Below are 26,957 nucleotides of genomic sequence, written 5' to 3'. Positions count from 1 at the left end.
GAATCTCAGGATACTCTTACTAGCCTTCAAATCAATCAACTACTTTCTACTAAGGACACTTAGTTCTTCCTTTAAAAGGTAATCACCTAGTCTCCTCTTCCATGAACCCCCCCTTCCTAAATTTAAGGACTCACTTTATTATAATTCAACATAAATGTAGAAAACAGAACCCTCTAAATAAAAGTTATGTTAAAAGATGAAAATTTTCCTTTTGTCTGGAGATATTAATGTTAAAGCTTAGTTACTAACGGGCAGTAGTAACAGAAACCCTCATCGCGAACGATGAGGGTTCTTCAAAAAGATTTCGATGCAATTATTAAAGTTCAATTGAAGTTGGTTTTTGTTTTAGTACCATAGAAAGAACCGCCAGATATATAATACCAAGAATAATCCAAATGCCTCCAAGCTTGATAGCGGCTATGTCCATGCCGTATAACACATAAGCGATAACAATAAAACCAATGATTGGTAAAACCAGATGTTTAAAATAATTTTTTGACTTACCACGAATAATGTAGTGGTTAATAACGGAGATATGCAGAAGCAAGAAAGATATCAATGCCCCAAAGTTAACTAAAACAGTTAGATTGGCGATCTGACTTTGGAAGAAAAGGCCAACACCCAGAGAAATTACTGCCACCAAAACAGTGCTAACATAAGGCGTTTGGTATTTCGGATGAACCTTCGAGAGAATCTGCGGCAATTTTTTGTCTCTGGCCATGGAAAAAAGGACACGTGATATGGCAGCTTGAGCTGCAAGAGCATTAGCAATTCCCCATGAAAAGGCGGTAGCAATAATCGTTAGATTCTTCAGCCACGCCCCCCCGGCGGCTCCAGCAATTTGATAGAACGCTGTATCGAGATTATCAAGTTTCATACCCCTGCCTAGATCACTAGCAACCCATGTTTGGATAATAAACAGAAATCCGACAGTTAAAAGGGCCAAAACCGTTGCTTTTCCAACTAACTTATTTCCTGCTTTTTCTCCGCCTTTAACCTCTTCAGAAAGGGTAGAGATCCCGTCAAACCCCAGGAAAGAAAGTACAGCAATTGAAACTGCACTCATTACTGTACTCATACTGAAACTCGCCGGGTCATAGATGGGTTTTAGAGTTAAACCACCATCACCCACACCATTCTTCAAAGCGATAAGACCAACAACAATAAAAATAGCCAAAACGATAAATTCTGCAATTAAAATTATGCGGTTAGCTCCCGCAGTAAATTCAATTCCTCTAACATTAATAATTGTATTAAACCCAATAAAGAGAATCAACCATACCCATATGGGAACCGAAGGAACTAAAGCCCCCAAGGCGGCTGCGCTAACCAGGTAAAGCAGCGATGGAATCAAAATATAATCGAGTAGGATTGACCATCCTGCCATAAAACCAATATATTCATTTATTCCTCTTTGAGCATAAGCATATACAGATCCTGCGATAGGAAAAGCCTCTGACATTCGCGCATAACTAAAAGCCGTAAAAATCATGCCAAACATTCCGATCATGTAAGCAAGGGCAACCATTCCCTTAGAACCATCGGAAACATAACCATAAACCCCAAATGGAGCAATCGGTACCATAAATATCATTCCATAAATAACTAAATCCCAAAAACTTAAGGCTCTCTTAAGTTCTTGCTTATAACCAAATTGTTCAATGGACATACCTTCTACCTCCCTATATAAGCTAAATTGAGCTCATTTCGTGTGGAAAGACACTATTTCGCAAAGTCTCGTCTGTAATTAGTTATTAATTACTTGCATGATCTAAACTTAACTACAGAAAAACTATCAAATAGTAATCCCTAATTGATCCAAATAAGCTGATTTTAATTCAAAACGAACTGTCTTTAAGGGATCGACGACCTGACAAATTTGCAAATTGCCAGTAAGGCTGAGAAGATTAACCGCATCGTAATCGTTTACCCTATGATTCGTCAAAGTTGTCAATAGACCCACAAGTTTACGAGTAGCATTCAAAACTGCTTCATCCAACGTTTTTGCGGACGAAATTACATACACAGAAGATGCAGTTTTGGCAAAAGGTACCGGCAATTGACGATCTTTAATTACAGAAATTGTAACTGTAACTTCTCCGGAGACCTCCAAACCACAAACAGAAACTTCGCCATCCCCCATGACTGCATGTAAATCACCCATCGCCAACAAAGCACCTGGAACGTTAACTGGTAAATAAAGAATTGTACCTTCACCGATGATAGTGCAATCCATGTTTCCGCCGTGTTCCCCCGGGGTACCACAGGCAACGGCATCACCCATCGGAGCAGTCCCAATAACTCCAATCATTGGTTTCAGAGGGATTTCAACTCTATCGTTATAAACAGCTTTATTGTTTCGAATAGGTATTTGTCGAATAACATTTTGCGTTAGTCTGTCTCCAAGCATTCCGAGCTGCGGCCCGGTCAACATAACGCCTTGCTCGGCAATTTTAATTTGTTTGATGTTAACCTCTAAAACGTCGCCTGGTTCGGCATTTTCTACATAGACAGGGCCGGTAGCCGGATTAATCCTATTCCAGTCAAGGGCTTCAAATTGCGTATCAGCTGATTTAATCTGATCTTCAAAGCAGTCACACGTTTCAAAGATCACAGTCGCTCCTTCTTCGACATGTAATACAGGTTTGTTTAATGCAGACATTTCATAAACAATTTGATCGCGTTTAATTCGATACATAATAATCTCCTCCACTAAACTCTATATTAAGTGGTTTTTTAGTCTAAATCGTGGTAAAGAACAAATAACCAAATTGGCTGTCTGATTCTCCGCTTAGAGCTGGCGCCTAACTCCAGGGAAACCAAATGCCAAAAATTATCAGTAACTATTTAATATTAATAAAGATCCAGATATTCTCTATACTCCCAGTCGGTCACTGTCGTTTCATATCGTTTCCATTCAGAAGTTCGCATGAGAATATAATGACTGTAGTACTCTTCTCCCAGTGCTTTACGAAAAAAATCATCTTCCTTTAACGCGTTTATTGCTTCAGCTTGTGAACGGGGTAACTGAATAAAATCTTGCCCATAAGCATCCTGTTTATCTAACGCTGGCGGCGGGTCAAGCTTCAGTCTAATACCATCCATCCCAGCTGCCAGCATTGCCGCTAAAGCAATGTATGGATTAGTGTCCGCTCCCGGCAGGCGGTTTTCTAAACGAGTGTTTTCTCCTCGATGATTGGGTATTCGGATCATTGCACCGCGATGCTCATAGCCCCATGTAACGGTAGTAGGAGCAAAGGTATACGGCTGAAGGCGTTTGTAACTATTAATAGTCGGATTGCACAAAGCACATAACGCTCGCGCATGTTTTATCAATCCGCCAATGAACCATCGACAAAATTGTGATAAACCATCCGGCATAGTAGGATCAGAAAACAGATTTTGGCCATCTTTATTAAACAAAGAAAGGTGGGTATGTGCTCCACTTCCACTTGAAGAGGTAACAGGTTTACTCATAAATGTTGCCGTATAACCCTTTCGTTGCAAGAGTTCTTTAATAACCGTCCTATAATAAAAAGCCATATCAGCAATCTCTAATCCCCAAAACGGCGAATTGGTTACTTCGAATTGACCTGATCCGTATTCTGTATTAGCAACTTCGGGTCCTGCCCCCATTTCCGTCAATGCAAACATCACAGACGTAATAATATCTTCCACTTTGGCTTGAGTTATCTCCGAAAAACACTGTAATCCTCTCCAAGCCGGCTCTAAGGGTAAATTTGTTCGTCCTTCATCGGATAGAAAAACATAAAATTCGTATTCAAAAGCCCCGTATATCCGATACCCTTCTTGTGCAAAATCGTCTAAAACCCTCCGCAAAACATGTCGGGGCGAAGTAGGGACGGGTTGTCCGTCCGGCAAAAAAATATCGGAAATAACGTGTGCCATGCCAGGTGAAGAGGGAATAATTCCAAACGTAGCTAAATCAGGTTTCAGTAACCAACTAGGATATCCACCATTGAAGCCTTCTCCTGCTTCCGGCAGGAGTTTGGCTGAGGTGTCCATGGAAAATAGCGCAGAAGGATAAGATAAAGAGCCGTTCATAACATGTTCCATAAAATACCTTATAGGAACATAACGGGCACGTTGTATATTGGCAGGATCATGTAAAGTAACTCGTACTGTATGAATTTGCTTTTCCCGCATAAGTTGGGTGATATGGTTGCTTAAATCAGAAGTAGTCAAGATTTCACCGTCTTTCACAAGAATTTAAGGTAATTCTATATAGAACATTTAGGAATTTAGTCTAGCATTTAAACAACTTTAAGTGAACCCGTTCAGCTAAAGCTGAACATCGGGACTCCAGATACAATAATGTCCAGTGGGCATTATTGCCGAGCCGCCTTCCCAATAGGAATACTTAGCGGCGAAGGAGGACTCTACCCCACCTGAAGATTACGAAGGACCCTCCCCCACTTACAGAAGTGAGGATCTAAAAAATTGGATAAATTCATGGCAAAGAAATTTTTGGATATGTGTTATAGTAATATGCAAAATTGATGCCACAGTAATAGTACATACCAGGTGAACAAAACAGTGGAATTATACAACAGATGTATGTGTCTCGTAGACAATTCTATAATTACGGTTTAAAATAGAACCGGGTGATGCTTAATGTTGAACCAGGAATTGATTGCTCAGAGTCCAAATTTCGTTGCCCTTCTTGCTCGTGCAAAGAGAATTGCTCTGTTTCCTTCCACAGTCCTGTTAGAGGGGGAAACCGGAGTAGGCAAAGAAGTTGTTGCCAATTGGATTCACCGCAATAGCGAACGTGCCTCATTTCCATTTATAAAAATTAACTGTGGGGCGATTCCCGAAACTCTCTTGGAATCAGAGCTTTTTGGCTATGAGAAAGGTGCTTTCACCGGAGCGAAAACCGATGGAAATCCCGGTCTATTTGAGTTAGCCGATAAAGGTACTCTTCTCCTTGATGAGATTGGTGAGCTATCTCTGGCGATGCAAGTCAAATTGCTGAGAGTTTTGCATGATCGGGAAATTCGTCGTGTCGGCGGGAGTTGGTCTCGTACAATTGATGTTCGAGTGATCGCAAGCACAAATAAAAATCTAAGATCAATGGTTGATCAACGATTGTTTCGTGAGGATCTTTACTATCGCCTAAATGTTGTATATTTATATGTTCCCCCATTACGCGAGAGAAAAGAAGACATTCTACCGCTATTGAACCACTATCTTCATGAAATTACTGAAGAATTCAGGATTAGCAGGCGGTTCTGTAATGAAGCACTCGGTTTACTTTTGTACCACAATTATCCTGGCAATGTACGCGAACTGCGTAACTTAGTTGAAGGGCTTTGTGTAGCTTCAGAATTAGAGCTCATTTCAAAAGATGAAGTTCTAAATCGCTTGCAGCAGGGTTTAAGCTCGCCTGAAAGCTCGCCTATATATAAGAGCGAGAGTGGTAACCTCCAGTCCAAATTGGAAGCTAGTGAAAAAAAAATTATTAGAGAAGCTTTAGAGACAAGTTCAAGTATTCGTTCAGCGGCTAAATTCTTAGGAATCAGCCACGCTACACTTTTACGTCGTATGCAGAAATACGATATAAAGCCAAACAGATTATCAATTGACTAATCTCTACTTATTGGTTAAGTCTGTGCCCAAAGAGAGCTTTCTGCATCCATAGGGATTTGTGAATTCTACGTCATTTAGCCATTCTCTCATTCATAGAAAAATATCCACAAATAAGTTCTGATTGCATGTGAATTGTTGCTGCACTTCTAAAGTTATATTTAATTTCTGTCGATATCTAAAACAAAGGAGGAGATACATTGGATATTGCAGCAATATCATCAATGCTGAGTCAAAGCAATGTGCAGCAACAGGCAGGAATATCAGTCCTGAAAATGGCTATGGGCGTTGCAGCTTCTAATGGCAATTCCCTTGTTTCTATGTTAAGTGAGGCAACCAAATCCATGGAGTTGTCCGTTCAACCAAATTTAGGAGCTAAGATTGACCTTCAAGCCTAAGAAATCATTAAAGTCAAATTAGAAACGGGCATCAATGGGAGTGCTTAAAAACTTAACTCTAAAAAAACAAAGCGGATTAATAGCCAAAGGCGTTCTCGCTTCACTCGTAGTGAAATGAGAACGCCTTTTAACGGAAATTGGAAAAATTCTCTTTAAAATGGGAGCATGAGGATAAGTGCTATATTTTACCTACCAAGTTAAAATCTTTCCTCAGCCCTTGTTGTCCTGGACGCCAGCCGGCCTGAACACCTAACCCAGTCGCTTCCTCGTACTGTAGTCCCTGAATTACTCGGATTATTTCTAATACATTGCGCCCAACTTCCGGGGGATACAGACAGGAATATTTCACTTCCCCACCAGGAGCTATAATGAATGTTGCTCTAAATGTAAATCCTAATTCTTCTCTCAGAACTCCATACTCAAGAGAGATGCGGTGGGTTCTATCAGAGAGTAATGGATACTGTATAGTTCTGGCAGACGGAGAAACTTCAGCAAAAACTTTATGAGAAAATACACTATCAGTACTAATTGCGAGCACCTTAACTCCTAATTGCTCAAAGAAGTGGTGATGGGCAGCCACGGCTCCCAACTCTGTCGGTCAAACAAAGGTAAAATCGCTGGAATAAAAGAACAAAACAACCCAATCTTTTCTATAACTGCTTAATGTAACTGTAGTTCTATTACCTAGGAAATAGGCATCGGCTGAAAAATCGGGGGCAAGCATTGTAGGTTTAATCATAATTATGCCTCCCTAATCATTTTACTAAAATTACATTACGCAAAAAGGTATGACTTTGACATTAGATCTGAAAGTTTTGAATCCTATAGATTGAAACTTTGCTCTATTTTTGATAGCATGTATTGGTATTTAATCTTCTGAAAAAATTAGGGGTTTTTAAATTATGATTAAAGGAAAAATTAAAAAGCTCTCGCCATCAATTGATGAATGGCTAAAAGAGGCAAAAGCTGATCGAGCGTCTTCACAGGAAGGAATGTTTTTAGTTCATAATGGCGTTGTGCGCCAAACTCCCAAAGCCAAGGTACGCCATGGAATTGACGATGGTTCAATGGTGACGGGAATGATCTTTAGTTATGATGCAGCAAAGGTTGATGCAGCGATTGCCGAAACCTATAAAATGGACGGCATCTTCCATGTCAGGGTTTGGCTTAACGAAGGGCTGCTAGAACTTGGCGACGACATAATGTATGTGCTGATTGGCGGTGACATCAGACCACATGTCGTTGACGCCCTGCAATCCCTCGTTGAAAAGATTAAATGCGAATGTGTTACTGAAATCGAACAAAAAGATTAATTCGCTTTAATTGCAAGTCATTTTTCCTTATAGTATACAAATGGCGCAATGACTCAATGAGCTCTGACATTAAATAAAGGCGTTCTCACTCCACTAAACTGAAGCGAGAACGCCTTTGGTCATTTGCAAAGAAATTATTTTCCTCTGCTATAGCTTTCTAAAATTACAAGAAATACTACTCTAGCACTCCTTCTCCGAGAGTATTTCCACATATCCTTCACTACCGTTTACCCGAATCTTCTGTCCGTCCTTTATCAGCGTAGTTGCATTTTCAACACTTACCACTGCCGGAAGGCCATACTCCCTGGCAACGACTGCTCCATGAGTCATCATCCCTCCAACCTCCGTAACCAATCCTTTGATTGAAACAAATACCGGCGTCCAGCTGGGATCGGTGAAAATAGTAACTAGAATATCTCCTTCCTCGATTTGGGCATCCTCTATTCTGAGTATTACTCTTGCCCTTCCCTCAATAATTCCCGCCGAAACAGGCACCCCAGCCAAAGCACCTTCTGGGATATTACTTGTATCATATTCACCGGAAATAACTTCTCCATCAGAAGTAATAACACGTGGAGGGGTAAGCTTCTTATAGATCTTATAGTCTTCTTTTCTGTTCTTGATCATTTGATAATCTATTTCGTTCGTTTCTATGACTTGTTTCAATTCCTCATATCTAAGATAATAGATATCCTCAGTTTCTTCTAAGCGCCCCCGCCGAACTAAAGCTTCCGCCTCTTTCATAAGAACTTGCTTCACAATCCATTCATACCAAACTAGGACATATTTATTGAACTCACGATATCCGGCATAATTGCGAAGAACGCTGATTGCTTTCTTGGTCCTTTTAACTTTCCAGCTGCCACCTGGCAGCTGCTGAAGCCTGTCAATAATATCCTGCTCTTTCTGCTTAGCTTCCTTCAAGCCTTGCTCGAATTTGGCAATATGCTCATTCGGCGGATAAACTTTAATATTGCCAAGGATCAGAGGAGCCAATATAGTAGGCTTCTCATTCCAGCGAATTCTGCTAATATCTATTTCCGCAGAGCAGCGCATACCATATTTTTTCAGATACGCTCTTATGGCCTCACTAACCTCAGACCCTCCCTCTAAATTTGCTAGATCCTCAAATAGGCTTTCATCACTCGGGTTTTCCAAATAGCTCATGACGTCCGGGTACTTTCTAACGACATCGGAGACATCCAAAAGTTCAAGGCCCATTTCTGAGGTAACATTATTGGCTACAGATTGGGCAAGAGTATCCGCGGCATTCTTTTCTCCTAACCATTTCTCCATATGCTTATTTAGCCAGTTCGTTGCATAGGCTCCGGCAAAAACAACTCCATAAGTGTCAAAGATTATATCCTTTAATTGAACCATGCTCTTATCAATGAAATCAAAAAGTTCCTTTCCGGAAATCGTCTGAGCCTGCTGCTCCAAGTCCATTAAGGCTGCTCTATTACGGGCCATAAAACCTTCCACTATAGCAGGATCATTTTTTCTATAGCATTCTATTGTCTTAAAAAGCCAGCGGGCAATCACTTTGCCTCCCACCATTGGCTTCTTACTTTTAGCGAGATGTTTCATAAAATCTTCTCGTTTGATCACATTGTAAAAGGCTTTCTGCATAAGCACATCGATGGCTGAGAGCCCTTTAACAAAAGACTTTCTCATAAACGGTGATCTCATTTCGTTAGAGACATCGACATATATTCTTCCGCCGGCTTCATACATTGGTGAGTCAGTCATCAGTTTAAATAATACCTGAAAAAACGTTATGCTTAGGGGAGACATGGCCTCTGTCATCATCTGTCGGTGACCAAAAGAAAAGAAGACATGGTTCTTATCATTATTCACTTCCGGCACAGGATACAACGTTGTAATCGGACGGCTTTGGACAATATAGATCTTATCTTCATTTATACACCATTCAATATCCTGAGGACGGCCAAAATGCTTTTCAATTTTCCTGCCCATTTGTTCCAGCTGTAATATCTGCCCTTCTGTCAGTGTTGGCGTATTCTGTCGGCCAATATCAATTTCCCTCTTTTCAGTTCCCCCTTGTTCTAACCCATAGATGGCTAATTTCTTGCTTGAAATCTTCTTATCAATGATCACGCCTTCTTTAATTTTGTAAATATCAGCATTCACTAACCCTGACACTAGTGCCTCACCTAGGCCGAAACTGGCGTCAATGGAAGTGATTCTTCGATTGGCGGTTACAGGGTCTGCCGTAAACATAACCCCTGAAGCCTGTGGAAAAACCATCTTTTGAATAACCACAGAAAGATAGACCTTGCGATGGTCAAAGTGGTTTTGCAGTCGGTAAATAACCGCTCTGTCCGTAAAAAGCGAGGCCCAGCACTTGCTTACGTGGCGAAGAATGGCATCTTTTCCTATGATATTTAAATAGGTATCCTGCTGTCCCGCAAAAGAAGCCAGCGGTAAATCTTCGGCAGTCGCACTTGAGCGAACGGCATAAGCATTCTTTTCCCCCAACCTTTTAAGGTAAACCATAATCTCTTCGTCTATATCCTGGGGAATTATTATTCCTTCAATTAAATTGCGGATTTTCCCACTGATTTCGCTCACCTTTCCCCGATCCTCCGCTTTAAGAACAGATAATTCTTCAACTAGGCTGATAAACTCCGCATTATTCTCCACGATTCTTCTATAGGCTTCCGTTGTAAGACAAAAACCCTCAGGAACCTGAATTCCTTCAATTCTTGACAGTTCTCCCAGATTTGCCCCTTTGCCTCCAACTATCGTAATCTGTGTTTTATCGATCTCCTCAAAACTTAGTAACCATGAATTCATAGCTATTCCCTCCCATTTACTACTTTTAGAAATAACTATCCAAAAACTGACCAACAGACAATTTTCACTTACCGATTTTGCACGTAGTCCTCTTTATATAAGTTGTTTTTAAGCATGTCTAAGCATTCATTAAATTCATTCAACATAACATCAAAATCAAACTCTGACTGATTGGATAGTTGTTTGGTATATCCATCAGCTATCCAGGAAAGCATTTTCATTACAAGTTTAAGATCAACCTCGTCTTTAAACTTAGAAGTATCCACACCTTCAAAAGCTATTTTATTTCTAAAATCGTCTCCGCCAGCTAAAATAGCTTTTATATCATCTTTAACTTCTTCATCATTTTCAAAGTACATACTCGTTAAAAAAGAGGGTATCGCAGCGTGCTTTTTCATAACGGAAATTTCAATTTGTGATGACATTTTAATTCTGTCAAAAAAATCAGTAATGCTATTATCGAACTTTTCATTAATTTCATTCATCATGATGGAGCCGCACAAATTAATCAGATAGAGATATAACGCTTTTTTGGTGCCAAAGTAATGAAATACCATAGCCTTGGAAATTCCAGCTGCAACAGCAATATCACTAACAGAGGCTTTTTTATAGCCATTTGAGCCAAACATTCTAAGAGCTGCATCAATGATGACATTTTGTTTCTCTCGAGGTAAACTTAAAAATTTCTCCAAAATCTCACCTCCAAAGTTTTTCGACCGAATCGGTTGATGCAAGTATACCTCTCTAAACCGATTCGGTCAAGAGCATTCCCTATTGAGCTTAAAAATAAATACCCTCGCAAAAATACAAAAAGCCAGTTCCTCCACTTTGAAGAAACCAGCTTTTTGTTATTTAACGCATACCCTATAAAAGATGAAATGACTATTACACAAATCATCACACATCATGCCATTATGGGATGGGAAATTTCAATGAGTTAACTTATCAACTTCTCCATCCATAATATAAGGCAAAAATTTCTGTATCTTTTCAAAAGACCAATTCCACCATTTTATCTGCTGCAGTTTTTTAATTGTTTCTATATCAAAACGTTTTTTGATTTCTTTTGCGGGAATACCGCCGACAATTGTATATGGAGGTATATCCTTTGTTACAACCGCTCTTGTTCCGATGATTGCACCATCACCTATATGAACCCCGGATAAGATGACTGCTTCGTATCCTATCCAAACATCATTACCAATTACAATATCACCCTTATTATCCCATGCAGATGTAACATGTTTTTTATCCAGATTCCATTCTTCAAAGAATAATGGAAATGGATACGTGGAAAGTGATTTAAGAGTGTGATTGGCACTGGTAAAAAGAAACTTTGCTCCACAAGCTATAGAACAAAATTTGCCAATAATCAATCTGTCTGTATTAATAGGATAGTGATATAGCACATTATTTCTTTCAAATTGCGTGGGGGCAGAAGCAAAATCATTATACATTGTATAATCGCCAACGATGATATTGGGATTTGTGATTACACTTTTTAAATAAACTGTTTTAAAGTCATTAGTCCGCGGGTATATTTTTTCATCTGGAATAGTCATAAAATCCTCCTTAGCCTTGATCTTTATTTAACTATTCCAGTAATCACAATACAATCCTTCACTTTATCACCAACTTTCAAGATATATTAAGATTAAATATCAAATTAGCATTTATGATATCTTTCATCAGAGATACACCTTCCATAACATACTACTCTACAATTTATCAAAAAGCATCCCGTTAAAATCATTTACTTTTTTAATGTTAATTCCTTTTTGTTCTTCACCTTCCGCCGTGGCATTCCCACTCGTTCATCTCTTTTATAGTTTGAAATTCGGGTAAAAAAGCATATCAAATCCCGGTTCAACTTTCTTTAAGTTAAACCGGGATCAGTTTGCAAGGCATTATTACATTATTGTCTTATGTTACTTAGCTAATTCATATATGGCGTGAGCGTAGATCTTGGCATTAAGTACTAAATGTTCTATCTTAATATATTCATTAGCTTGATGGTCAAGATCTTCCTCACCAGGCATTATTGGCCCAAAGGCAACAATATTAGGCATTTCTTTGGCATAAGTACCGCCGCCAATGGCTAATAACGTGGCCTCCTTTCCGGTCTGTTCTGTATAAACTTTTTGCAAAGATTTAATTAAGGGGTGATCAACTGAAAAATACAAAGGCTTTTGATGCAGATTTAGTTCAACCTGGATCCCTGTCCCCTCAAGGCGTTTATAGATTAGATCCATCATATCCTCTAAGCAAAAGGTCACCGGATAACGCAAATTTAAACCCAAACGCACTTCTTTATCCTCTAAAGAAATAATCCCAACATTGAAAGACAGCTTTCCGGACTCCTTGTCCTCAAGGTCAACCCCAAATGATTTTCCGTCCGTCTCCATCCCGACATACTTATTTAAGAAGGCAATAAATTTGGCTGTGTCATCGTCACCCAGCGGCAATTGCTCTAACAATTGCATCATTTGCATGATGGCGTTTTTGCCCAGATGAGGCAGGCTGCCATGAGCCGAAACACCCTTCGACTTAATAACTACTCCCCTATCTTGTGGTTCTGCAAAGACAGCATAACCAGTACTGCCTGCAAATTCTTCAATGGTTTTAATAAGTTTTGCTGAATCCTTCGCCACAACTTGTGCCTCACAATAATCAGGCACCATATTCGCTCGTTGTCCGCCCTTAATAGTCTTGATTACAATGTCACCCTCGTGGTTTGCCTCCAGCTTTCTCACCAAATCAAAAAAAGTAATCCCTTTTTCGGCATAGATTATTGGATATTCAGCATCAGGGGTAAAACCGGAGACCGGTGCTTTTTCCTTGGAGAGATAATACTCCATTTCCTGACAACCGCTTTCTTCATTCGTGCCAAATATTACTCTAACCCTATGCTTCAGTGGAAGCTGGAGATCCTTGATAGCTTTAAGGCCATAAAGGGCAGCTATAATCGGCGCTTTATCATCCATAGTTCCTCGTCCATAAATTTTCCCGTCATGAATCTCCGCGGCATAAGGAGGATAAAGCCAGCCATCGCCTTCAGGCACCACATCAAGATGCCCGAGAATACCTACATAATCTTCCCCTTCACCGTACTCGGCATATCCAATGAAGCCATCCAAATTAACGGTTCTGAATCCCATTTTCTCAGCAATTGCCAGCGCCTTATTAAGAGCTTCGTCTACGTCAGCACCGAAGGGTTTACCTTCCTGTGCCTCACCCTGGATACTTCTGATTCGAACAAGTTCCTGAACAGATTGAATCAGATCATTTTTATCTTGTTCTATTTGTTTGTTTAGTTCCATCTTTAATCCCCCTGTAGCTGCGGACCTCTCCTAAACAAGATCCAGCCTTTTTTGTTAAGATAGTTCAAATAGGAAATTAGTCTTTGATACTTGGGATCAAACTCAGTCCCAAAGAGTTTCTGCAGTTTTTGTCCGATCTCGAACACCGTACACTTGCCATCAATATAGGACCAAACCTGCGAGCCTACTTCATCCAATTCAACATCACTAATGTTCGGCTTTTTCACTAACCAACGAGCAAACTTCTCAATCAGTTTATCATGTTCAAAGAAGAGAAACACTTTTCCGTTTCTTGATTCCCATTTTTGGTGTTGTTTCCATGGGATGTAACATAGATAATTATCTTCTCTGTTTTTCTTCTTAATCATAGATATATTCTCACCCATTCTGTTTCGTATCTTTCTTGACAGTAACCCGGTACATCCAGACAGCTAACAGAATATAAAGAAGCATTGCCGTATATGGGCTGCCGGTAATTCCCGGTAAAATATTAGCTCCAAAGCCGATATTAATACTCAACGTAGCAAATACCGCAATCACGATGCCCATAATCGCATCCCCGGCGACAAGCCCGGAGGCCAGCAGAATTCCTTTTTCCACCTTTTCCTTTAATTGATCACTATTGTTACGGAATTTCCGGTCAACAAAAACTCTGATCAAACCTCCTACTAAGATACCAGCACTGAGATGAATCGGCAAATAGAGACCAAGTGCCACCGGCAAAACCGGTAATCTCATTAAGGCGCACATCACTCCGAACGTAACACCGATAATAACAAGAATCCAGGGTATCTGACCTGTCATAACACCTTTAACAACCATGGACATCAAAGTCGCCTGAGGTGCAGCAACAGCATCGGAACCAATCCCGTAAGTATGATTTAGCATGAGCAAAACCAAACCGGAAAAAACAGAGGCGAAAGCTACACCTGCATACATGCTGAATTCCACTCGTTTCGGCGTGCCCCCAATGATATGGGTAGTCTTAAGAGCTTGGGCTGCATCACCGGACACCGCAATGGCAATACAGACAATAGAACCTGCCAGGATAGCAGCGACCATCCCCTGCTGACCAGTTAACCCTGTAGCTTTTAACACAGCCGTGATAAACAGCAAGGAAGCGATGGTCATTCCCGACACCGGATTATTGGAAGCCCCGACAATTCCGCACATCCGAGCAGAAACCACGGCAAAGAAGAAGGCAAAAATAACCACCAGAAGCGACCCAATCGGTCCGATAGAAATCATAGGCAATAACCAAGCAAGAAGGAATACAAAAACTGCCGCCCCAATAACCCAAATTATCGGCGCATCTATATCTGTACGTTTATCGCTGACAGTTCCTTTTCCCAGTCCCCCCATCGCTGATTTGAATGAGCGGCCAATCGTGGGCAATGATCTGCCTAAACTGATAAATCCACCTGCAGCCACAGCTCCTGCTCCCACGTACCGTATATAACTGCTCCAGATCGCTGAAGCACTCATTTTCGAGATTAAGGTCGTGGAAGGGAACAATGGTGTAGTAAGCCCTGCACCTACGTATTTAATTAAAGGGATTAACCCGAACCAGGCCACCAGTGCACCGGCAAACATGTATAGAGCAGCTTCGATACCGATGATAAAACCGACTCCGGCAAGCGATGCCAATGTATCAACACCAAAGACAGTACTCTGCAAGGGTTTGATTGTCCATTCCGGTTCCTCCATCCAGAGTGCAAAACCACCGGATAACAGTTTATAACCGCCGCCATACAACAAACCTGTAAGTACCGTCTTAAATCCGGTGCCGCCGGAACTGCCGGTAGCCAGGATTTCGGCAGCTGCCATACTTTCAGGAAAAATAAGTTTCCCGTGTTCTTCAACCGTCAGATATTTACGCAAGGGAACGACGAAGAAAATACCTATCAATCCCCCGAGCAATGTAGCGACTATGATCGTTGATAATTTTAACTCTAACCCCCAAATAATAATAGCCGGTAACGTAAAAATTATCCCGCCCGCCAAAGCTTCACCCATAGCGGCAATGGATTGAATCATGTTAGCTTCTAAGACATTGTTGTGTTTGAAAAGTCCTTTAAGTATTCCGGTAGCCAGGACCGCCGATGGAATCCCAGCGGCAATTGTCATTCCTACCTTAAGTCCGAGATATGTATTGGCGGCAGCAAATAGTGCGGCAAATAAAACCCCCATGACTAACGAAACTACTGTGACTTCAGGCATGGCTTCGCTGGCAGGTATGTATGGAATATAATCTTCTCCATTGACTCCACCGTAAGCCGAATGATCCAGACCTCTCTTTTCCATTAAATTTACCTCCTGAATTTAAATTTAAATATTTCGACATCATTCTATAGTATTCTGCATTTTGCATTCAAATATCAAAATAATTATGCAACACCGTTTTTATACAAGTCTTTAATGATTTAAAGCTTTTAAGAACTTAATACATATTGTTTCAAAATAGACAAAAACAGCATTGTCTCTCTATGGCGGACTTTTTGTGTTGTTGTCCACTATCAAAGAACGTTTAATAGTATTAGAACAGAATAAGAATTTTAATACTAAAAACTAACTTTATGGATTGGCATTTCTGCTACAGGTTAATGTCATTTTTCTATCCGCGTTCACCAAGTCTACTACAATAACCACCGTTGAAATAATGTACATACTGATCGTTTACGTAAAAGAAACCCCCATCACGAATGATGAGGGTTTCTTTGCAGTCAGGTTCTAGTGTAAATAACAGTGAATCACATGGTAAGCGAACTCGCTCAGCTAAAGATAAACACATATTGTCTTACTTATTCAGAATCCTTTAAATCAAAAGTCTCCTGCTTGTTATTCCATTTAACCGTAAGCCTATAAACATTATCTTTTGGAGGCATCGCCCCGCTCCCACCTATCCCTCCAAAACCAAGTATTACACCACCATAGTTCGCAGCACTATCATTTTTAGTGAATCGGCTTGCATCAAACCCCTTAGAGTCCGTTCCCCCAAATTCATCTATGGCAGACTTAAATTCATAACTAAAATCTCCCTGAATATTACCTGGGTCCCCTTTAAACTCTATTACGGGTTGCCTATGATTCCAGCAATCATCTCGGAGAACCCCTTTATCATCTGTCCAAAAGTGATTGTAGTAATTTATTATGACTTTTCCACGCCAATTATTTCCTTCTCCTTGATACACGATTTGTTGTCCTTCATTTAAATTATAAAAAATTGCCTTACCTAAGTTCCTTAGTCTCGGTGAAATTTTCTGCGCATACTCTTCGCCGGGAAACTGACTCAAAGAAACAACTATGATTGTATTTTTGGCGGCGTAGGCTCGATTATATTGCCATTTTGACGAAAACATATTTAAGTATAAACTATTACTGATTTTCTTATTATTGTCTTGCCATTGATCATAGATTGTGTCCCGCTCCCCGATAGAAGTAAACTTATAGATAAATAGCATTCCATCAAAATTCTTGATTTCATAAATTTGGGGTTCAACTTGACCCATTTTGTAGTCAGCTGGGTTCACCATTGAATTTGAAGTTAATGACAAACCGGATTCACAACGGTGCGCCTAACTTCTGCTACTGAGAGAATATCTTTTTCAACCGCACTTCCTGCTCTATTGCATACAAGACTAATTCCAAGGCTGGTAAAAATGATTAGAACGAGCCCTATGAAACATATTACTTTAAGTCGTTTCTGCCATGTCTTGCAGGTATCAGCCTCGGGTAAAGGGTATTTTTCCATCTTTCAGTCCTCCATTCCTCAGAATATCTGTATGAAATTAAAACATACTCGATGACATACCAATATTTAGAGATTCTCTATACTACAATCGGTTACCTTCATAGTTATGGACAATACAAAAAAGTTTTCAATTCTAAAAGGAAATGCCGTCCAACTACATAAAGTGGACGGCATTTGTATTAGCACTATGCAAGAGCGATCCATAATTCCATTGCCTACCGGCTGGTTTTCGGCAAAGAGGCGAACGCCCGATCGATTGATTTTGTAATTGACGCATACTAGGGCAGCAAATACGAATAATGAGACTAAATAGTATTGTTTTTCCTAATCGGTATCCATATTTCACTTCTGAAAGCTGATGATGTCATATCTCTTTTTTGCTCGGTCCATAAGATTGATGGTCCCTCTGCACGCTCATAATTTGAAGACGGAAACCATTCAGCATAAATACGGCCCCAAACATTTTGCAAAGTATCTGGAAATAGCCCTTCAGATTGAAAAACAGCCCATGTTGAAGCAGAAACTTCAAGTTTTGTAAGGTTATCTGGGCATTCTCTTGTTGTCGCCACGCCAATATAATGGTCAAGTTCTCCCTTTTCCTCCATGCGTTCATCTGAAAAGTTTATAGATGCACTTATTATCCCCAATGGCTCCTCATTAGAAAGCTCATTAAGTTTATAAATCATGTCCTTATTTAGACCTTTCCACATAGAGGCAATCTCTGGATTAACCCCATTAAAGATTATCGGAACTCTTTTCTTGATACCAATGATTCTAAATGCTTCTTTTTCTACTATTCGATAGTTCAATTCATTTCCTCCTTTTATTGCTAATTGAAAGGTCATTCTTGGATATGCTTTTAGTAATTGACCATTAAACCTTGCTTCTGATGGAGTTATCCCATGCAAGTTTTGAAATGCTCTTGTAAATGAATCGGCGGAGTTGTATCCGTATTTAATCGCCACATCAATTACTTTAATATTGCTATTATTAAGTTCAAAGGCTGCAATGGTAAGTCGCCTGCGGCGAATGTACTCTGTAAGCGTGATACCAGCAAGGAAAGAAAACATTCTTTGAAAATGATACGCCGAGCAGAAAGCTAATCTCGAAACTTCATTAAAATCAATATCATTGGTAAGGTTCTCCTCAATATAATTTAATGCGTCATTCATCGTTTTTAAAGAATCCACGTAATGACCTCCTCTCTTATCAATAGAATATCAGGAGTTATAATTATCTATCCGACTTTTCCTGTATAATTAATGTAGGATTACTATCAACCCAGTGAAGCCTTCTTTCACCATGTCCTAATTGCAAACTTTGAATGGAGGAATACACAATGCAATACGATCCGTTATACCATCCCTTCTCGTCAAAACGCCAGACCGTCTATGCTCGTAACGGTATGGTAGCTACCTCGCAGCCTTTAGCAGCTCAAGCAGGTTTGGAAATATTAAAACGCGGCGGTAACGCTATAGATGCTGCAATAGCCACAGCTGCCTGCCTTACAGTCGTCGAGCCAACCTCAAATGGCATTGGCGGTGACGCCTTTGCACTGGTTTGGGTAAACAATCAAATTTATGGTCTCAATTCCAGCGGACCCTCTCCTCAAAGTTTAACCCTATCAGAACTATCCAAAGCAGGCCATCATGAAATTCCTAAATATGGCTGGCTTCCTGTTGTCGTTCCAGGCATACCTGCTGCATGGGCTGCACTTTCCGAGCGCTTCGGTGAGTTGCCATTGACCAAAGTCTTACGTCCGGCGATAGAATATGCTGAACGTGGTTATCCGATCTCTCCTACTTTAGGGTATTATTGGAATTCGGCGTTTAAAGAATATAGCAACGAACTAAAGGGTGAGAAATTCCGTTATTGGTTTGAAACGTTTGCCCCACGAGGAAGAGCCCCTGAGATAGGCGAAATGTGGCAATCACCTGACCATGCTCAGACACTGCAGATAATCGCCGATACAAAGGCCCAAGCCTTCTATCAAGGTGATCTGGCCAGAAAAATTGACCAATTTTCACGAACAACCGGTGGTTTTTTACGTCAGGAAGATCTCTCCTCTTTCCAACCGGAATGGGTCGAGCCAATTAAAGTTAATTATCGCGGTTATGATGTTTGGGAGATGCCGCCAAATGGACATGGCTTGGTAGCTTTATTAGCTCTTAATATCCTTAAAGGCTTTGATTTTTCAACAATGGATCGAAATGAAGCCTATCATACACAAATTGAAGCAATTAAACTTGCTTTTGCAGATGGAAAGAAATTTATCGCTGACCCCAAAAATATGACTTTGCGGGTTGAAGACCTGCTATCCGAACCCTATGCGGCGAAACGACGTCAACTCATAAGCCAGAAAGCCGCTTTACCCTCCCCAGGTTCACCTGATCGAGGTGGTACTGTTTATCTGGCAACAGCTGATTCAAAAGGAAATATGGTCTCCTATATACAAAGTAACTATATGGGATTTGGGTCCGGATTGGTTGTTCCCGGAACGGGTATCGCCTTACATAACCGAGGCCATAATTTCTCCCTTGATCCTTTACATCCAAATTGTCTGGGGCCAGGAAAAAAGCCATATCACACAATAATTCCCGGCTTTCTTACCAAGGATTCACAGGCTGTAGGGCCTTTCGGAGTGATGGGAGGCTTTATGCAACCCCAAGGCCATGTGCAGGTTATCATGAATTGCCTGGATTTTGCTTTAAACCCCCAAGCGGCTTTAGATGCTCCGCGCTGGCAATGGGTCGAAGGAAAAACAGTAGAAATTGAGCATCAATTGCCTGAGCATATTGCTCAAGACCTTGCTCGGAGAGGTCACGATATTAAATGGGCTTTGGGTTCAGGTGGCTTTGGCCGCGGAGAGATAATATGGCGTGATGAACATGGCGTTTTAGCCGGTGCCACAGAGCCGCGTACGGACGGTTGCGTCGCAGCCTGGTAAGAAAACCCAAGAGCATTTACCCCTGGGTGATTCCAAATCTTCCTCCCTTAAATCAGTGGAACGCAGGCCTTGACCAAACCACCGGCCACCGGCGTGCTGGTTATTTTTACGCGTACGCCATATACTTCCTGAAGGTTTTCTTCCGTCACTATTTCGTCGGGCCTGCCTATTTCAAAACCTTCTTTACGGAGCAGGGCTACCTTTGAGGAGCATAAAAAGGCGTGATCCGGGAAATGAGATGTCATTATGACTCCTATTCCCCTAGCGCTTAGCTTTCTGATCTGCCGAAGCACCAGCATTTGGTTGCCAAAATCAAGATTGGAAGTCGGTTCGTCCATGACAAGAAACTGAGGCTGCTGAGCAAGGGCTCTGGCTATTAAGACCATCTGCCGTTCACCACCGCTTATCTCCGTATATATCCTGTCTTTGAGATGCATTATACCCAACTCTTCCATTACGTCCCTGACAATGATCCTGTCCTCCAGGGCAGGAGTTGAGAAAGAACCCAGGTGAGCCGTCCGTCCCATAATAACCACATCTGAAACAGCGAAAGGAAAGGGAGGAGTATGGGTTTGGGGAACATAACCTATGACCTGAGCATATTTTTTCCTTGACCATTGGCTGATATCTTCTCCGTCCACGTTAATTGAGCCTCCCCGCAGCTTCAAAAAACCGAGCACTGTCTTAAACAATGTGGTCTTGCCCACCCCATTAGGACCGAGCAGGCAAAAAATTTCCTTGGATGAAACGCTGAAAGAAATTCCCTTTATCACATCTCTCCTGCCGTATCCGCAAACAGCGGAACACACCTCCAGCTTCATTCCCAGGAGCTCCTTCCTTTAAACAATAAATAAATGAAAAATGGGGCACCGATAATTGCCGTTAAGATGCTCAAGGGTATTTCTGTTACAAGCACCGTCCGGGCCACGTCGTCAACAAGCAGAAGAAATGCTGCTCCCATCAAGACGGAAGCGGGCAGCAAAACCTTATAGTTCGGTCCGACGATAAGACGCGCTAAGTGAGGGATGATCAGGCCCACCCAGCCTATCATACCGGAGATGGCTATTGATGCTGAGGTAAGCAGAGTTGAGGCCATTATTATAATAACCCGGATTTTCAGAGTATCTATTCCCAAGGCCTTGGCTTCCTCATCACCGAAAGAGAGAATGTTTATTTTCCAGCGCAGCAGAAAAAGTATCGCTAATCCGGCCAGAAAGGGGAAAATCATCATCCAAACCTGTTTCTGTGTCGACGATGTAAGTCCGCCCATTAACCAGAAAGTGATTTCGGGCAGTTTGTTGTTCGGGTCAGCCTCATACTTGATTACCGAGGTGAAAGCGGCGAAAAGGCTTTGTACTACCATGCCCGTAAGTACGAGAATAAGCACAGTATTCATATTTCGTCCTATAGCCTGTCCTAGAAAATAAGTTGCAGCAACGGCCGCTATTCCGAAGAGGAAAGCGGTTAGTTCAATGCCTATAATGTTGTAATTATTCAGGATGGCGAAGGCTGCTCCGAAGCCCGCTCCGGCCGATGCTCCCAGGATATCCGGAGAAACCATAGGGTTCTTGAAAACTCCCTGATAAGCAGCGCCGGAGCCTGCCAAAGCCGCCCCTACCATCATGGCGCACAGGATGCGGGGAATCCGTACGTTGAATAAAACCTTCTCCAGCGTATCCGGCCAGGTCGGGGTCAGTCCGAATAGTTTGCCGAAAAGAATCTGCATAAGCTGCAGCAGCGGAATACCGTATCTTCCAAAGCTAAGGGATACTAAAAAAGCAGCAAGGGGTAAAAGGGCTAAAGCGGTCATCACTGAAATCAGCGGGAGCTGTGGGGAAGTTTTTAATTTGTTCTCTAATTTTTTCATGCTGCCCATTTAACCATTGATCAGAGAATCTGCCTGGGCATCCGTGATCTCCACTCCGTAGAAGGTCTTATAGAAATTTTTAACATCACTCTTCAAATCTACTTTGACATAATCCGGATACAATTTGGCTGCCAGCCATTCTACGCCTATAACTCTCGCAATGCAGGGAGGACGGTCAAACCAACCGAAAGGCAGCGAAGCGGGTACATAAATTCTCTTGGCCTGAACGGCTTTAACGTCGGCCCAGGTTTTGTCCGTATAGACAGTTTTAAGGAAATTGCTCCCGCCCATCTGAGAGTTGACCAGAATAACATCAGGGTTCCATTTCAAGACCTGCTCCATGGAAACGGAAGCACCTTTGCCTGACGTTGATGTATCCATAGTGACGACATTGGTTGCATTGACGAAATTAATGACCTCGGTATGCATTGAATCGTTACCATCCGTTTTGAGACCGTCCGCGCTTTCAGCGTAATAAATCTTGACCTTTTTATTGGCAGGGATTTTGGCGACCATAGCGGCAGTTTGGTCAAGGGATTTCTGGACATAATCGGCCAGCATGTTTCCTCTGTCTTCCACGCCAAGTATTTTCCCCAGCAAGCGGTAAGAAGCAGCGGTCGATTTCAAGGCACTGTCCATTAGTACAACAGGGATTCCGGTTTGCTTGCCAAGCTCAGTTACCATGTCGCTGGTTTGACCATTGTAAGCAAAGTCCAAAATGATGTCGGGAGAAAGAGCGGTGATTGCTTCCGTATTGAACGTGTTTTGACCGCCCATTGTTCCGCCCAGAACCTGAAGGTTTTTGTATTTAGGGCTTATGTATTTAAGCTCGTCATAGGACATCTTGGAGTTCCAGCCCAGCAGCTTGTCCGGGGCTAAAGTATAGACAATGTAGGTCCCTATCGGGCTCGTGCAAAATACTTTGTTGACTTTAGCCGGGATCTTAACTTTATTGCCCAGCATGTCGGTTATTTCCCGCTTATCCGACGCTGCGGCTGAAACTGACTGCGAGGCAGGCTGTGTGGCGGAAGTAGTTGAACAACCTGCAATAGAAAAGGTCAGAATAACAGCACATATAGCCCAGGCGACAAATTTAAACCGTTTATTTTTCATTTCTCGACTCTCCTCAATCTTTATTTTTTTATCTACACGAGCGGTTAGCCCGCAATTATATTTAACTTTAGCCAAAAGTCTAAATAGCTAAAAAGCTTCAGCTTGGCTTTTGGCCAAAGTTAAAGAAAGCATTTGCTCCGCTCAAACTGAAAAAGTTGCTATAGACACCGCTATTTTCTGATGCCACAAGCTCAGTTTGCTCACTGGCATAAAAGCGGCTAATAGCCATGAGGCGCCCCCATTGGCAGGGATTTGTAGGGCCTTCCTCTGAAGTTGTTAAAAATTCAATTTGCTTATGCTTGTTTTTATTGTGTTGTATTATCTGTTATATTCAATTTATACATTAATTAGCGGTATGTCCAGTTCTTTCATGTTTGTTTATATTTGTTTTAATACAGTTTAGTTATGTTTTGCTGTGTTTATCAAAGAAAATTACTCTTTTTGGAATTCGGATACAATTAAATCTATAATGCAAATATCAGGACAAACAAAATTACTACTCCTGCTAAATTAAATAAGCCGCCACACCTGTGACGGCTAAACATAATCCCGATCTGAAAATTAAAGAACACCGCTGAGTAAATAAGCCAGCAGCTGCGGCAGCCGGTCTCTGTTTTCCCGGGTTACAGTAAGCAGAGTCACCATGGCGTGCTCTCTGATTTGGTCCGTCCAGCCGGTGCTGACCAGTTTGATGACCCCGAGTATAGGCTTGGGGCCTGCGAGGGCAGCTAAAATCGCCTGCTGAAATACCAGAGCCCCGCTCTCCAGGCTGCCGCATTCGTCCATTAAAATCAGGGCCGAATCCGAATCAGCCCTGGCTGAACGAATCAGCTGAGCACCATAGCTATCGAACCTTTCGGTCAGAACCTCCGGCGGCCGCCCTGCCCTAAAACGCACAATAGCCTTTTCTTCACGGCAAACCTGGGGCAACGCTGCCGAATTCAGATAAAGCAGCCTGTCCTCCATGGCCCGGTCAGGTCCGAAGTAAGTCCGGAAGCCCTGAGGAGTTATCTTTAATAAATTCAGGGTTTTGTTAATGACTGTGCTTTTGCCTATTTGGATTTCGCCGCTCAAAAAGATATGCACTGCTCACAACCGCCTTTAATCTCGAATACCCCATTCCATTCAAAATTCATGATTCTGCTGTCTTTCAGCCTTAAACGCGACTTTTTGCCCTGTGGCGAAGATCTTGACATGTTCTGCTCCGGCAGCAACCCGGAACGCCCGCTGATTGTCTTTAATGAGAAAACCGGACAATTCATCAACTCCGTAATCAAAAAGCACAGGAGCTAAAGGGGTAGCAGGTCCCACCAGGCTGACCCGAACAGCGTTTTCGGTCAATTCTAAAAGCCGGGGCAGGGTTTTATCCACTAGGGCTGTGCAGGTAAGGTAGGCGTAATCTGCTTCGGGAAGCAGATACTCACATGCCGGCATAGGGTAGTCACCTTCTAAGGGGTCCCATTCAATGATAGAAAAGTCGCAAACTGGTTCCAGCAGATTCTCCAGGTAAGGAAAATGTCCGACTACCACAACCCTTTTCCCTTTCACAACATTCTGGGACATGATAAATGGGTCATAGCGCCGGTCTTCCACGCGCTGGGCATCGGAGAATTCCACCCCATTGTCTCTGGCCACTTGAGGATTGTTATAGTAAGCGTTCAGGGCTGCGGCACCTAAGGCCGCCTCTATTAAGTTCCATGATTTTACACAGGCTGCCACCTCGCGCAGAGGCGCACCCAAGAGGTTTTTACTGAACATGGGCATTCGCTGATCATAAAGCCGCCCCACAGCCACCCCGGAACCCTCTCCGCTGCGGACATAGGCATAGTGATAGCCACAAACCAGCTCGTCAATCAGATAATCTTCAGGTATCCCTTCGATTAAAGCATCATACAATTCCCACATTTTAGTCCCTCCCTTAATGGTGTCTGTAATCCTTATTTAATATAACATTCAAAAGTTATGAGCTTGGCTCACTCAAATCCTTCATATGAATTAACTCCCCGGCCCGCAGGGCAGTGCGCAGCCTTTGCATGGTATTATCGAGATTTTCAATCACCCCCAGACTTTCCTTTTCTTCCTCGGAAATGCTGATGACTTTGGCAATCCCCCCGTTTTTAATAATGATCCGCTTATGGGCGCTCAGTGCCAAAAGAGGATCATGAGTGGAAACAAAAATAATCTTTTCTCTTTTGGCCAGCAGCCCAATAGCCTGGCGCCGGTTAATCCCGGCATTTTCGATTTCATCAATCAAGATGATAGGAGAGTCACTCATATAAGCGGTGTCGGCGATCATCAGAGCCCGAGACTGCCCGCCGCTGAGCTGAGTTACCAGCGTGTCTTCGGAGAATTTCTCCCCGGCCAGCTGATTGGCACGTTGAAAACAGATGGCCACCACTTCGCCGACATTGGGAGTAAGCCGGCATTTGGCATGCATCTCCAGGAATTCACGAACTGTCAGGTCCATGACAAAATTCATATTCTGGGAAAGCTGGGCAACCAATTTCCCTTCCATCTCGAAGCGCTGAAGATCGTCCAACTCAGCCCCATTGACCAGGATTCTCCTACCGGTGAGAGTGTCTCCCTGAGCCAAGCACTCAATATCATTGAGAAGCCTGCTTTTCCCTGAGCCTGTCGGACCGACAATGCTGATGATTTCCCCGGCGGAAATGGTCAGGCTGATATTTTCCGGCGTCCTGGATTTATTCCAACCACCGCTAATCGTAATCGACTTAACCTCTTCCAGAGGATTCTCCTTGGGGGTGAATTGCTCAAGAAACGCACCAAAACTCTTTAAAGCTCCGAACCGGTCTAAACCGAATTCGGCAAGAGCTTCGTCATCCACCTTCAGCAGGGCCTGGGAGAAAGGGAGTTCATTTGCTAAATTGTTTAAACGAAAATTAGCCAAGAAATCCCAGCCAATTGGATATTCCTTCAAAACCTCGGCCAGAGGTTTGCTGTCCAAGATCATCATAAATTCATTTACTGTCATAGGTTCTTAAACTCCATTTTCTTCATCATTCCCATCTGATAAGGCGCTCCTATTTTAGTTTCCCCGGTGCAGTAAGAGCAGACAGCAGCAGGTGTAGTAAAGCGCAGCTTCGTATCTGTGAGGCTCTGAATCTCCACGGCCTGCTGCAAATATTTAGCCAGAATGAAAGCTCCTTGCCCGGTTATCCCATTGACAAATATCACCTTGGCCGCTGAATTCACTTGCCGTATATTAAAAGCAAATACTTCCCGCTCAGCCTGAGAAACTATATCCCCTTTAGTCACAACCACAATATCCGCAAATTTGAGCATGGGTCCTATTTTGCGGGGGGTATTGACTCCGGACAGATTGTCTATCACACAAACTGCCAAAATCCCCCGGATATAAGGGGAACAGCGGTTACAAAGGCCGGCGCTTTCGGTGATGAGCAGCTCAAAACCGGACTCAACTCCCCATTGTACTGCATCCTCAATATTGCTCACAAAATAATGGTCCGGGCATATTTTTCCGGAAAATCCGGTTTGCACGGGAATTCCGGCCTCTTCATAGCTGAGATTATCAAAAGAAGTCAAGCAGTCAAATTTCACAACACCGATGCTGCCTTTGGCACAATTCATACATTCGATCAGCTTAAGTATGACGGATGTCTTGCCTGAAGATGGCGGACCGGCAACTGTTATCAGCTTCATAACAACCTCCTACCCGTTTCTATCGATTAGTTATGTCTGATCTTGTAGTGTCAGTTTGTTACATATATTAAATTTATACGTTAATTGAGTCTGTGTCCAGTTCATTTATATCTGTTTTTATTCGTTTATTTATAGTTACGTTC

Annotated in this window: 25 protein-coding genes; 4 read left to right on the top strand and 21 right to left on the bottom strand. The window is 42.2% G+C overall.

The genetic code is table 11. From position 1 onward, the window contains the following. Nucleotides 1-316: 316 nt before the first annotated feature. From B5Y67_RS12790 to B5Y67_RS12780, 3 genes are all read right to left on the bottom strand, one after another. Nucleotides 317-1,669 (bottom strand): APC family permease, encoded by a 1,353-nt coding sequence (locus tag B5Y67_RS12790; protein ID WP_088226822.1) that lies wholly within the window; start codon nt 1,667-1,669, stop codon nt 317-319. Between the two features lie 126 nt (nt 1,670-1,795). Next, a complete protein-coding gene (locus B5Y67_RS12785) occupies nt 1,796-2,698 on the bottom strand; it encodes an acetamidase/formamidase family protein (RefSeq protein WP_088226821.1) in 903 nt (300 codons plus the stop codon). Nucleotides 2,699-2,853: 155 nt separating this feature from the next. Then, on the bottom strand, nt 2,854-4,206 hold the full coding sequence (locus tag B5Y67_RS12780) for a glutamine synthetase family protein (RefSeq protein ID WP_242975961.1): 1,353 nt from the start codon (nt 4,204-4,206) through the stop codon (nt 2,854-2,856). A 429-nt stretch (nt 4,207-4,635) separates the two neighbouring features. On the opposite strand from B5Y67_RS12780, the gene B5Y67_RS12775 reads away from it, so the two are divergent. Both B5Y67_RS12775 and B5Y67_RS12770 read left to right on the top strand, forming a co-directional pair. Beyond that, on the top strand, nt 4,636-5,610 hold the full coding sequence (locus tag B5Y67_RS12775; RefSeq protein WP_088226820.1) for a sigma 54-interacting transcriptional regulator: 975 nt from the start codon (nt 4,636-4,638) through the stop codon (nt 5,608-5,610). A 197-nt stretch (nt 5,611-5,807) separates the two neighbouring features. Next, nucleotides 5,808-6,005: a YjfB family protein gene (locus B5Y67_RS12770; RefSeq protein WP_088226819.1), complete on the top strand. Its 198-nt coding sequence runs from the start codon at nt 5,808-5,810 to the stop codon at nt 6,003-6,005. Nucleotides 6,006-6,183: 178 nt separating this feature from the next. Here B5Y67_RS12770 and B5Y67_RS12765 read toward each other — a convergent pair whose 3' ends face one another. Beyond that, on the bottom strand, nt 6,184-6,729 hold the full coding sequence (locus B5Y67_RS12765) for a peroxiredoxin (protein WP_207652419.1): 546 nt from the start codon (nt 6,727-6,729) through the stop codon (nt 6,184-6,186). A gap of 178 nt (nt 6,730-6,907) precedes the next feature. Between B5Y67_RS12765 and B5Y67_RS12755 the strand changes: the two genes are divergently transcribed. After that, complete coding sequence (locus B5Y67_RS12755) at nt 6,908-7,318, top strand: molybdenum cofactor biosynthesis protein MoaE (RefSeq protein WP_088226816.1); 411 nt, start codon at nt 6,908-6,910, stop codon at nt 7,316-7,318. 180 nt (nt 7,319-7,498) lie between these two features. Here B5Y67_RS12755 and ppsA read toward each other — a convergent pair whose 3' ends face one another. The 9 genes from ppsA to B5Y67_RS12715 all read right to left on the bottom strand — a co-directional run bounded on the left by ppsA (nt 7,499) and on the right by B5Y67_RS12715 (nt 18,396). After that, nucleotides 7,499-10,135, bottom strand: a complete 2,637-nt coding sequence (gene ppsA / locus B5Y67_RS12750) for a phosphoenolpyruvate synthase (protein WP_088226815.1) — start codon at nt 10,133-10,135, stop codon at nt 7,499-7,501. Between the two features lie 68 nt (nt 10,136-10,203). Beyond that, nucleotides 10,204-10,827: a helix-turn-helix domain-containing protein gene (locus B5Y67_RS12745; RefSeq protein WP_088226814.1), complete on the bottom strand. Its 624-nt coding sequence runs from the start codon at nt 10,825-10,827 to the stop codon at nt 10,204-10,206. A 237-nt stretch (nt 10,828-11,064) separates the two neighbouring features. After that, a complete protein-coding gene (locus B5Y67_RS12740; protein WP_088226813.1) occupies nt 11,065-11,697 on the bottom strand; it encodes a CatB-related O-acetyltransferase in 633 nt (210 codons plus the stop codon). Nucleotides 11,698-12,063: 366 nt separating this feature from the next. Further along, nucleotides 12,064-13,455, bottom strand: coding sequence for a dipeptidase PepV (gene pepV / locus B5Y67_RS12735; protein WP_088226812.1), 1,392 nt, complete (start codon nt 13,453-13,455; stop codon nt 12,064-12,066). 2 nt (nt 13,456-13,457) lie between these two features. After that, nucleotides 13,458-13,823, bottom strand: coding sequence for a PqqD family protein (locus B5Y67_RS12730; RefSeq protein WP_242975960.1), 366 nt, complete (start codon nt 13,821-13,823; stop codon nt 13,458-13,460). A 10-nt stretch (nt 13,824-13,833) separates the two neighbouring features. Next, nucleotides 13,834-15,759, bottom strand: coding sequence for an oligopeptide transporter, OPT family (locus B5Y67_RS12725; RefSeq protein ID WP_088226810.1), 1,926 nt, complete (start codon nt 15,757-15,759; stop codon nt 13,834-13,836). 497 nt (nt 15,760-16,256) lie between these two features. Beyond that, nucleotides 16,257-17,009: a hypothetical protein gene (locus tag B5Y67_RS12720; protein ID WP_242975959.1), complete on the bottom strand. Its 753-nt coding sequence runs from the start codon at nt 17,007-17,009 to the stop codon at nt 16,257-16,259. Next, the gene (locus B5Y67_RS25920) at nt 17,000-17,206 is read right to left on the bottom strand and encodes a hypothetical protein (protein WP_242975958.1); all 207 of its coding nucleotides are present in this window, start codon (nt 17,204-17,206) and stop codon (nt 17,000-17,002) included. Before B5Y67_RS25920 ends, B5Y67_RS12720 begins: the two co-directional genes overlap by 10 nt. A gap of 305 nt (nt 17,207-17,511) precedes the next feature. Continuing rightward, nucleotides 17,512-18,396 (bottom strand): AraC family transcriptional regulator, encoded by an 885-nt coding sequence (locus B5Y67_RS12715; RefSeq protein ID WP_088226809.1) that lies wholly within the window; start codon nt 18,394-18,396, stop codon nt 17,512-17,514. A 149-nt stretch (nt 18,397-18,545) separates the two neighbouring features. On the opposite strand from B5Y67_RS12715, the gene B5Y67_RS12710 reads away from it, so the two are divergent. Continuing rightward, on the top strand, nt 18,546-20,153 hold the full coding sequence (locus B5Y67_RS12710; RefSeq protein ID WP_088226808.1) for a gamma-glutamyltransferase family protein: 1,608 nt from the start codon (nt 18,546-18,548) through the stop codon (nt 20,151-20,153). Between the two features lie 47 nt (nt 20,154-20,200). On the opposite strand, the gene B5Y67_RS12705 is transcribed toward B5Y67_RS12710, so the two are convergent. From B5Y67_RS12705 to B5Y67_RS12675, 8 genes are all read right to left on the bottom strand, one after another. After that, nucleotides 20,201-20,974 (bottom strand): ABC transporter ATP-binding protein, encoded by a 774-nt coding sequence (locus B5Y67_RS12705; protein ID WP_088226807.1) that lies wholly within the window; start codon nt 20,972-20,974, stop codon nt 20,201-20,203. Continuing rightward, the gene (locus B5Y67_RS12700; RefSeq protein WP_242975957.1) at nt 20,971-22,020 is read right to left on the bottom strand and encodes an iron ABC transporter permease; all 1,050 of its coding nucleotides are present in this window, start codon (nt 22,018-22,020) and stop codon (nt 20,971-20,973) included. The genes B5Y67_RS12705 and B5Y67_RS12700 overlap by 4 nt, the downstream gene beginning before the upstream one ends. A gap of 9 nt (nt 22,021-22,029) precedes the next feature. Beyond that, entirely contained in the window at nt 22,030-23,133 is a 1,104-nt protein-coding gene (locus B5Y67_RS12695; protein ID WP_088226805.1) for an ABC transporter substrate-binding protein, read from the bottom strand. 97 nt (nt 23,134-23,230) lie between these two features. Continuing rightward, nucleotides 23,231-23,362 (bottom strand): hypothetical protein, encoded by a 132-nt coding sequence (locus B5Y67_RS26215; RefSeq protein ID WP_282432775.1) that lies wholly within the window; start codon nt 23,360-23,362, stop codon nt 23,231-23,233. Nucleotides 23,363-23,694: 332 nt separating this feature from the next. Further along, nucleotides 23,695-24,219: a nucleoside-triphosphatase gene (locus tag B5Y67_RS12690; RefSeq protein WP_088226804.1), complete on the bottom strand. Its 525-nt coding sequence runs from the start codon at nt 24,217-24,219 to the stop codon at nt 23,695-23,697. A gap of 39 nt (nt 24,220-24,258) precedes the next feature. Then, the gene (locus B5Y67_RS12685; protein WP_088226803.1) at nt 24,259-25,038 is read right to left on the bottom strand and encodes a DUF364 domain-containing protein; all 780 of its coding nucleotides are present in this window, start codon (nt 25,036-25,038) and stop codon (nt 24,259-24,261) included. 55 nt (nt 25,039-25,093) lie between these two features. Continuing rightward, nucleotides 25,094-26,125 (bottom strand): ABC transporter ATP-binding protein, encoded by a 1,032-nt coding sequence (locus B5Y67_RS12680; RefSeq protein WP_088226802.1) that lies wholly within the window; start codon nt 26,123-26,125, stop codon nt 25,094-25,096. Continuing rightward, complete coding sequence (locus B5Y67_RS12675) at nt 26,122-26,814, bottom strand: GTP-binding protein (RefSeq protein WP_088226801.1); 693 nt, start codon at nt 26,812-26,814, stop codon at nt 26,122-26,124. Before B5Y67_RS12675 ends, B5Y67_RS12680 begins: the two co-directional genes overlap by 4 nt. Between the last annotated feature and the right edge of the window lie 143 nt (nt 26,815-26,957).

The organism is Desulfosporosinus sp. FKB (assembly GCF_002196705.1).
Taxonomy (GTDB): Bacteria; Bacillota; Desulfitobacteriia; order Desulfitobacteriales; family Desulfitobacteriaceae; genus Desulfosporosinus.
Note: the sequence above shows the minus strand (reverse complement) of the source record. Positions and strands in the feature narration are given on the sequence as shown.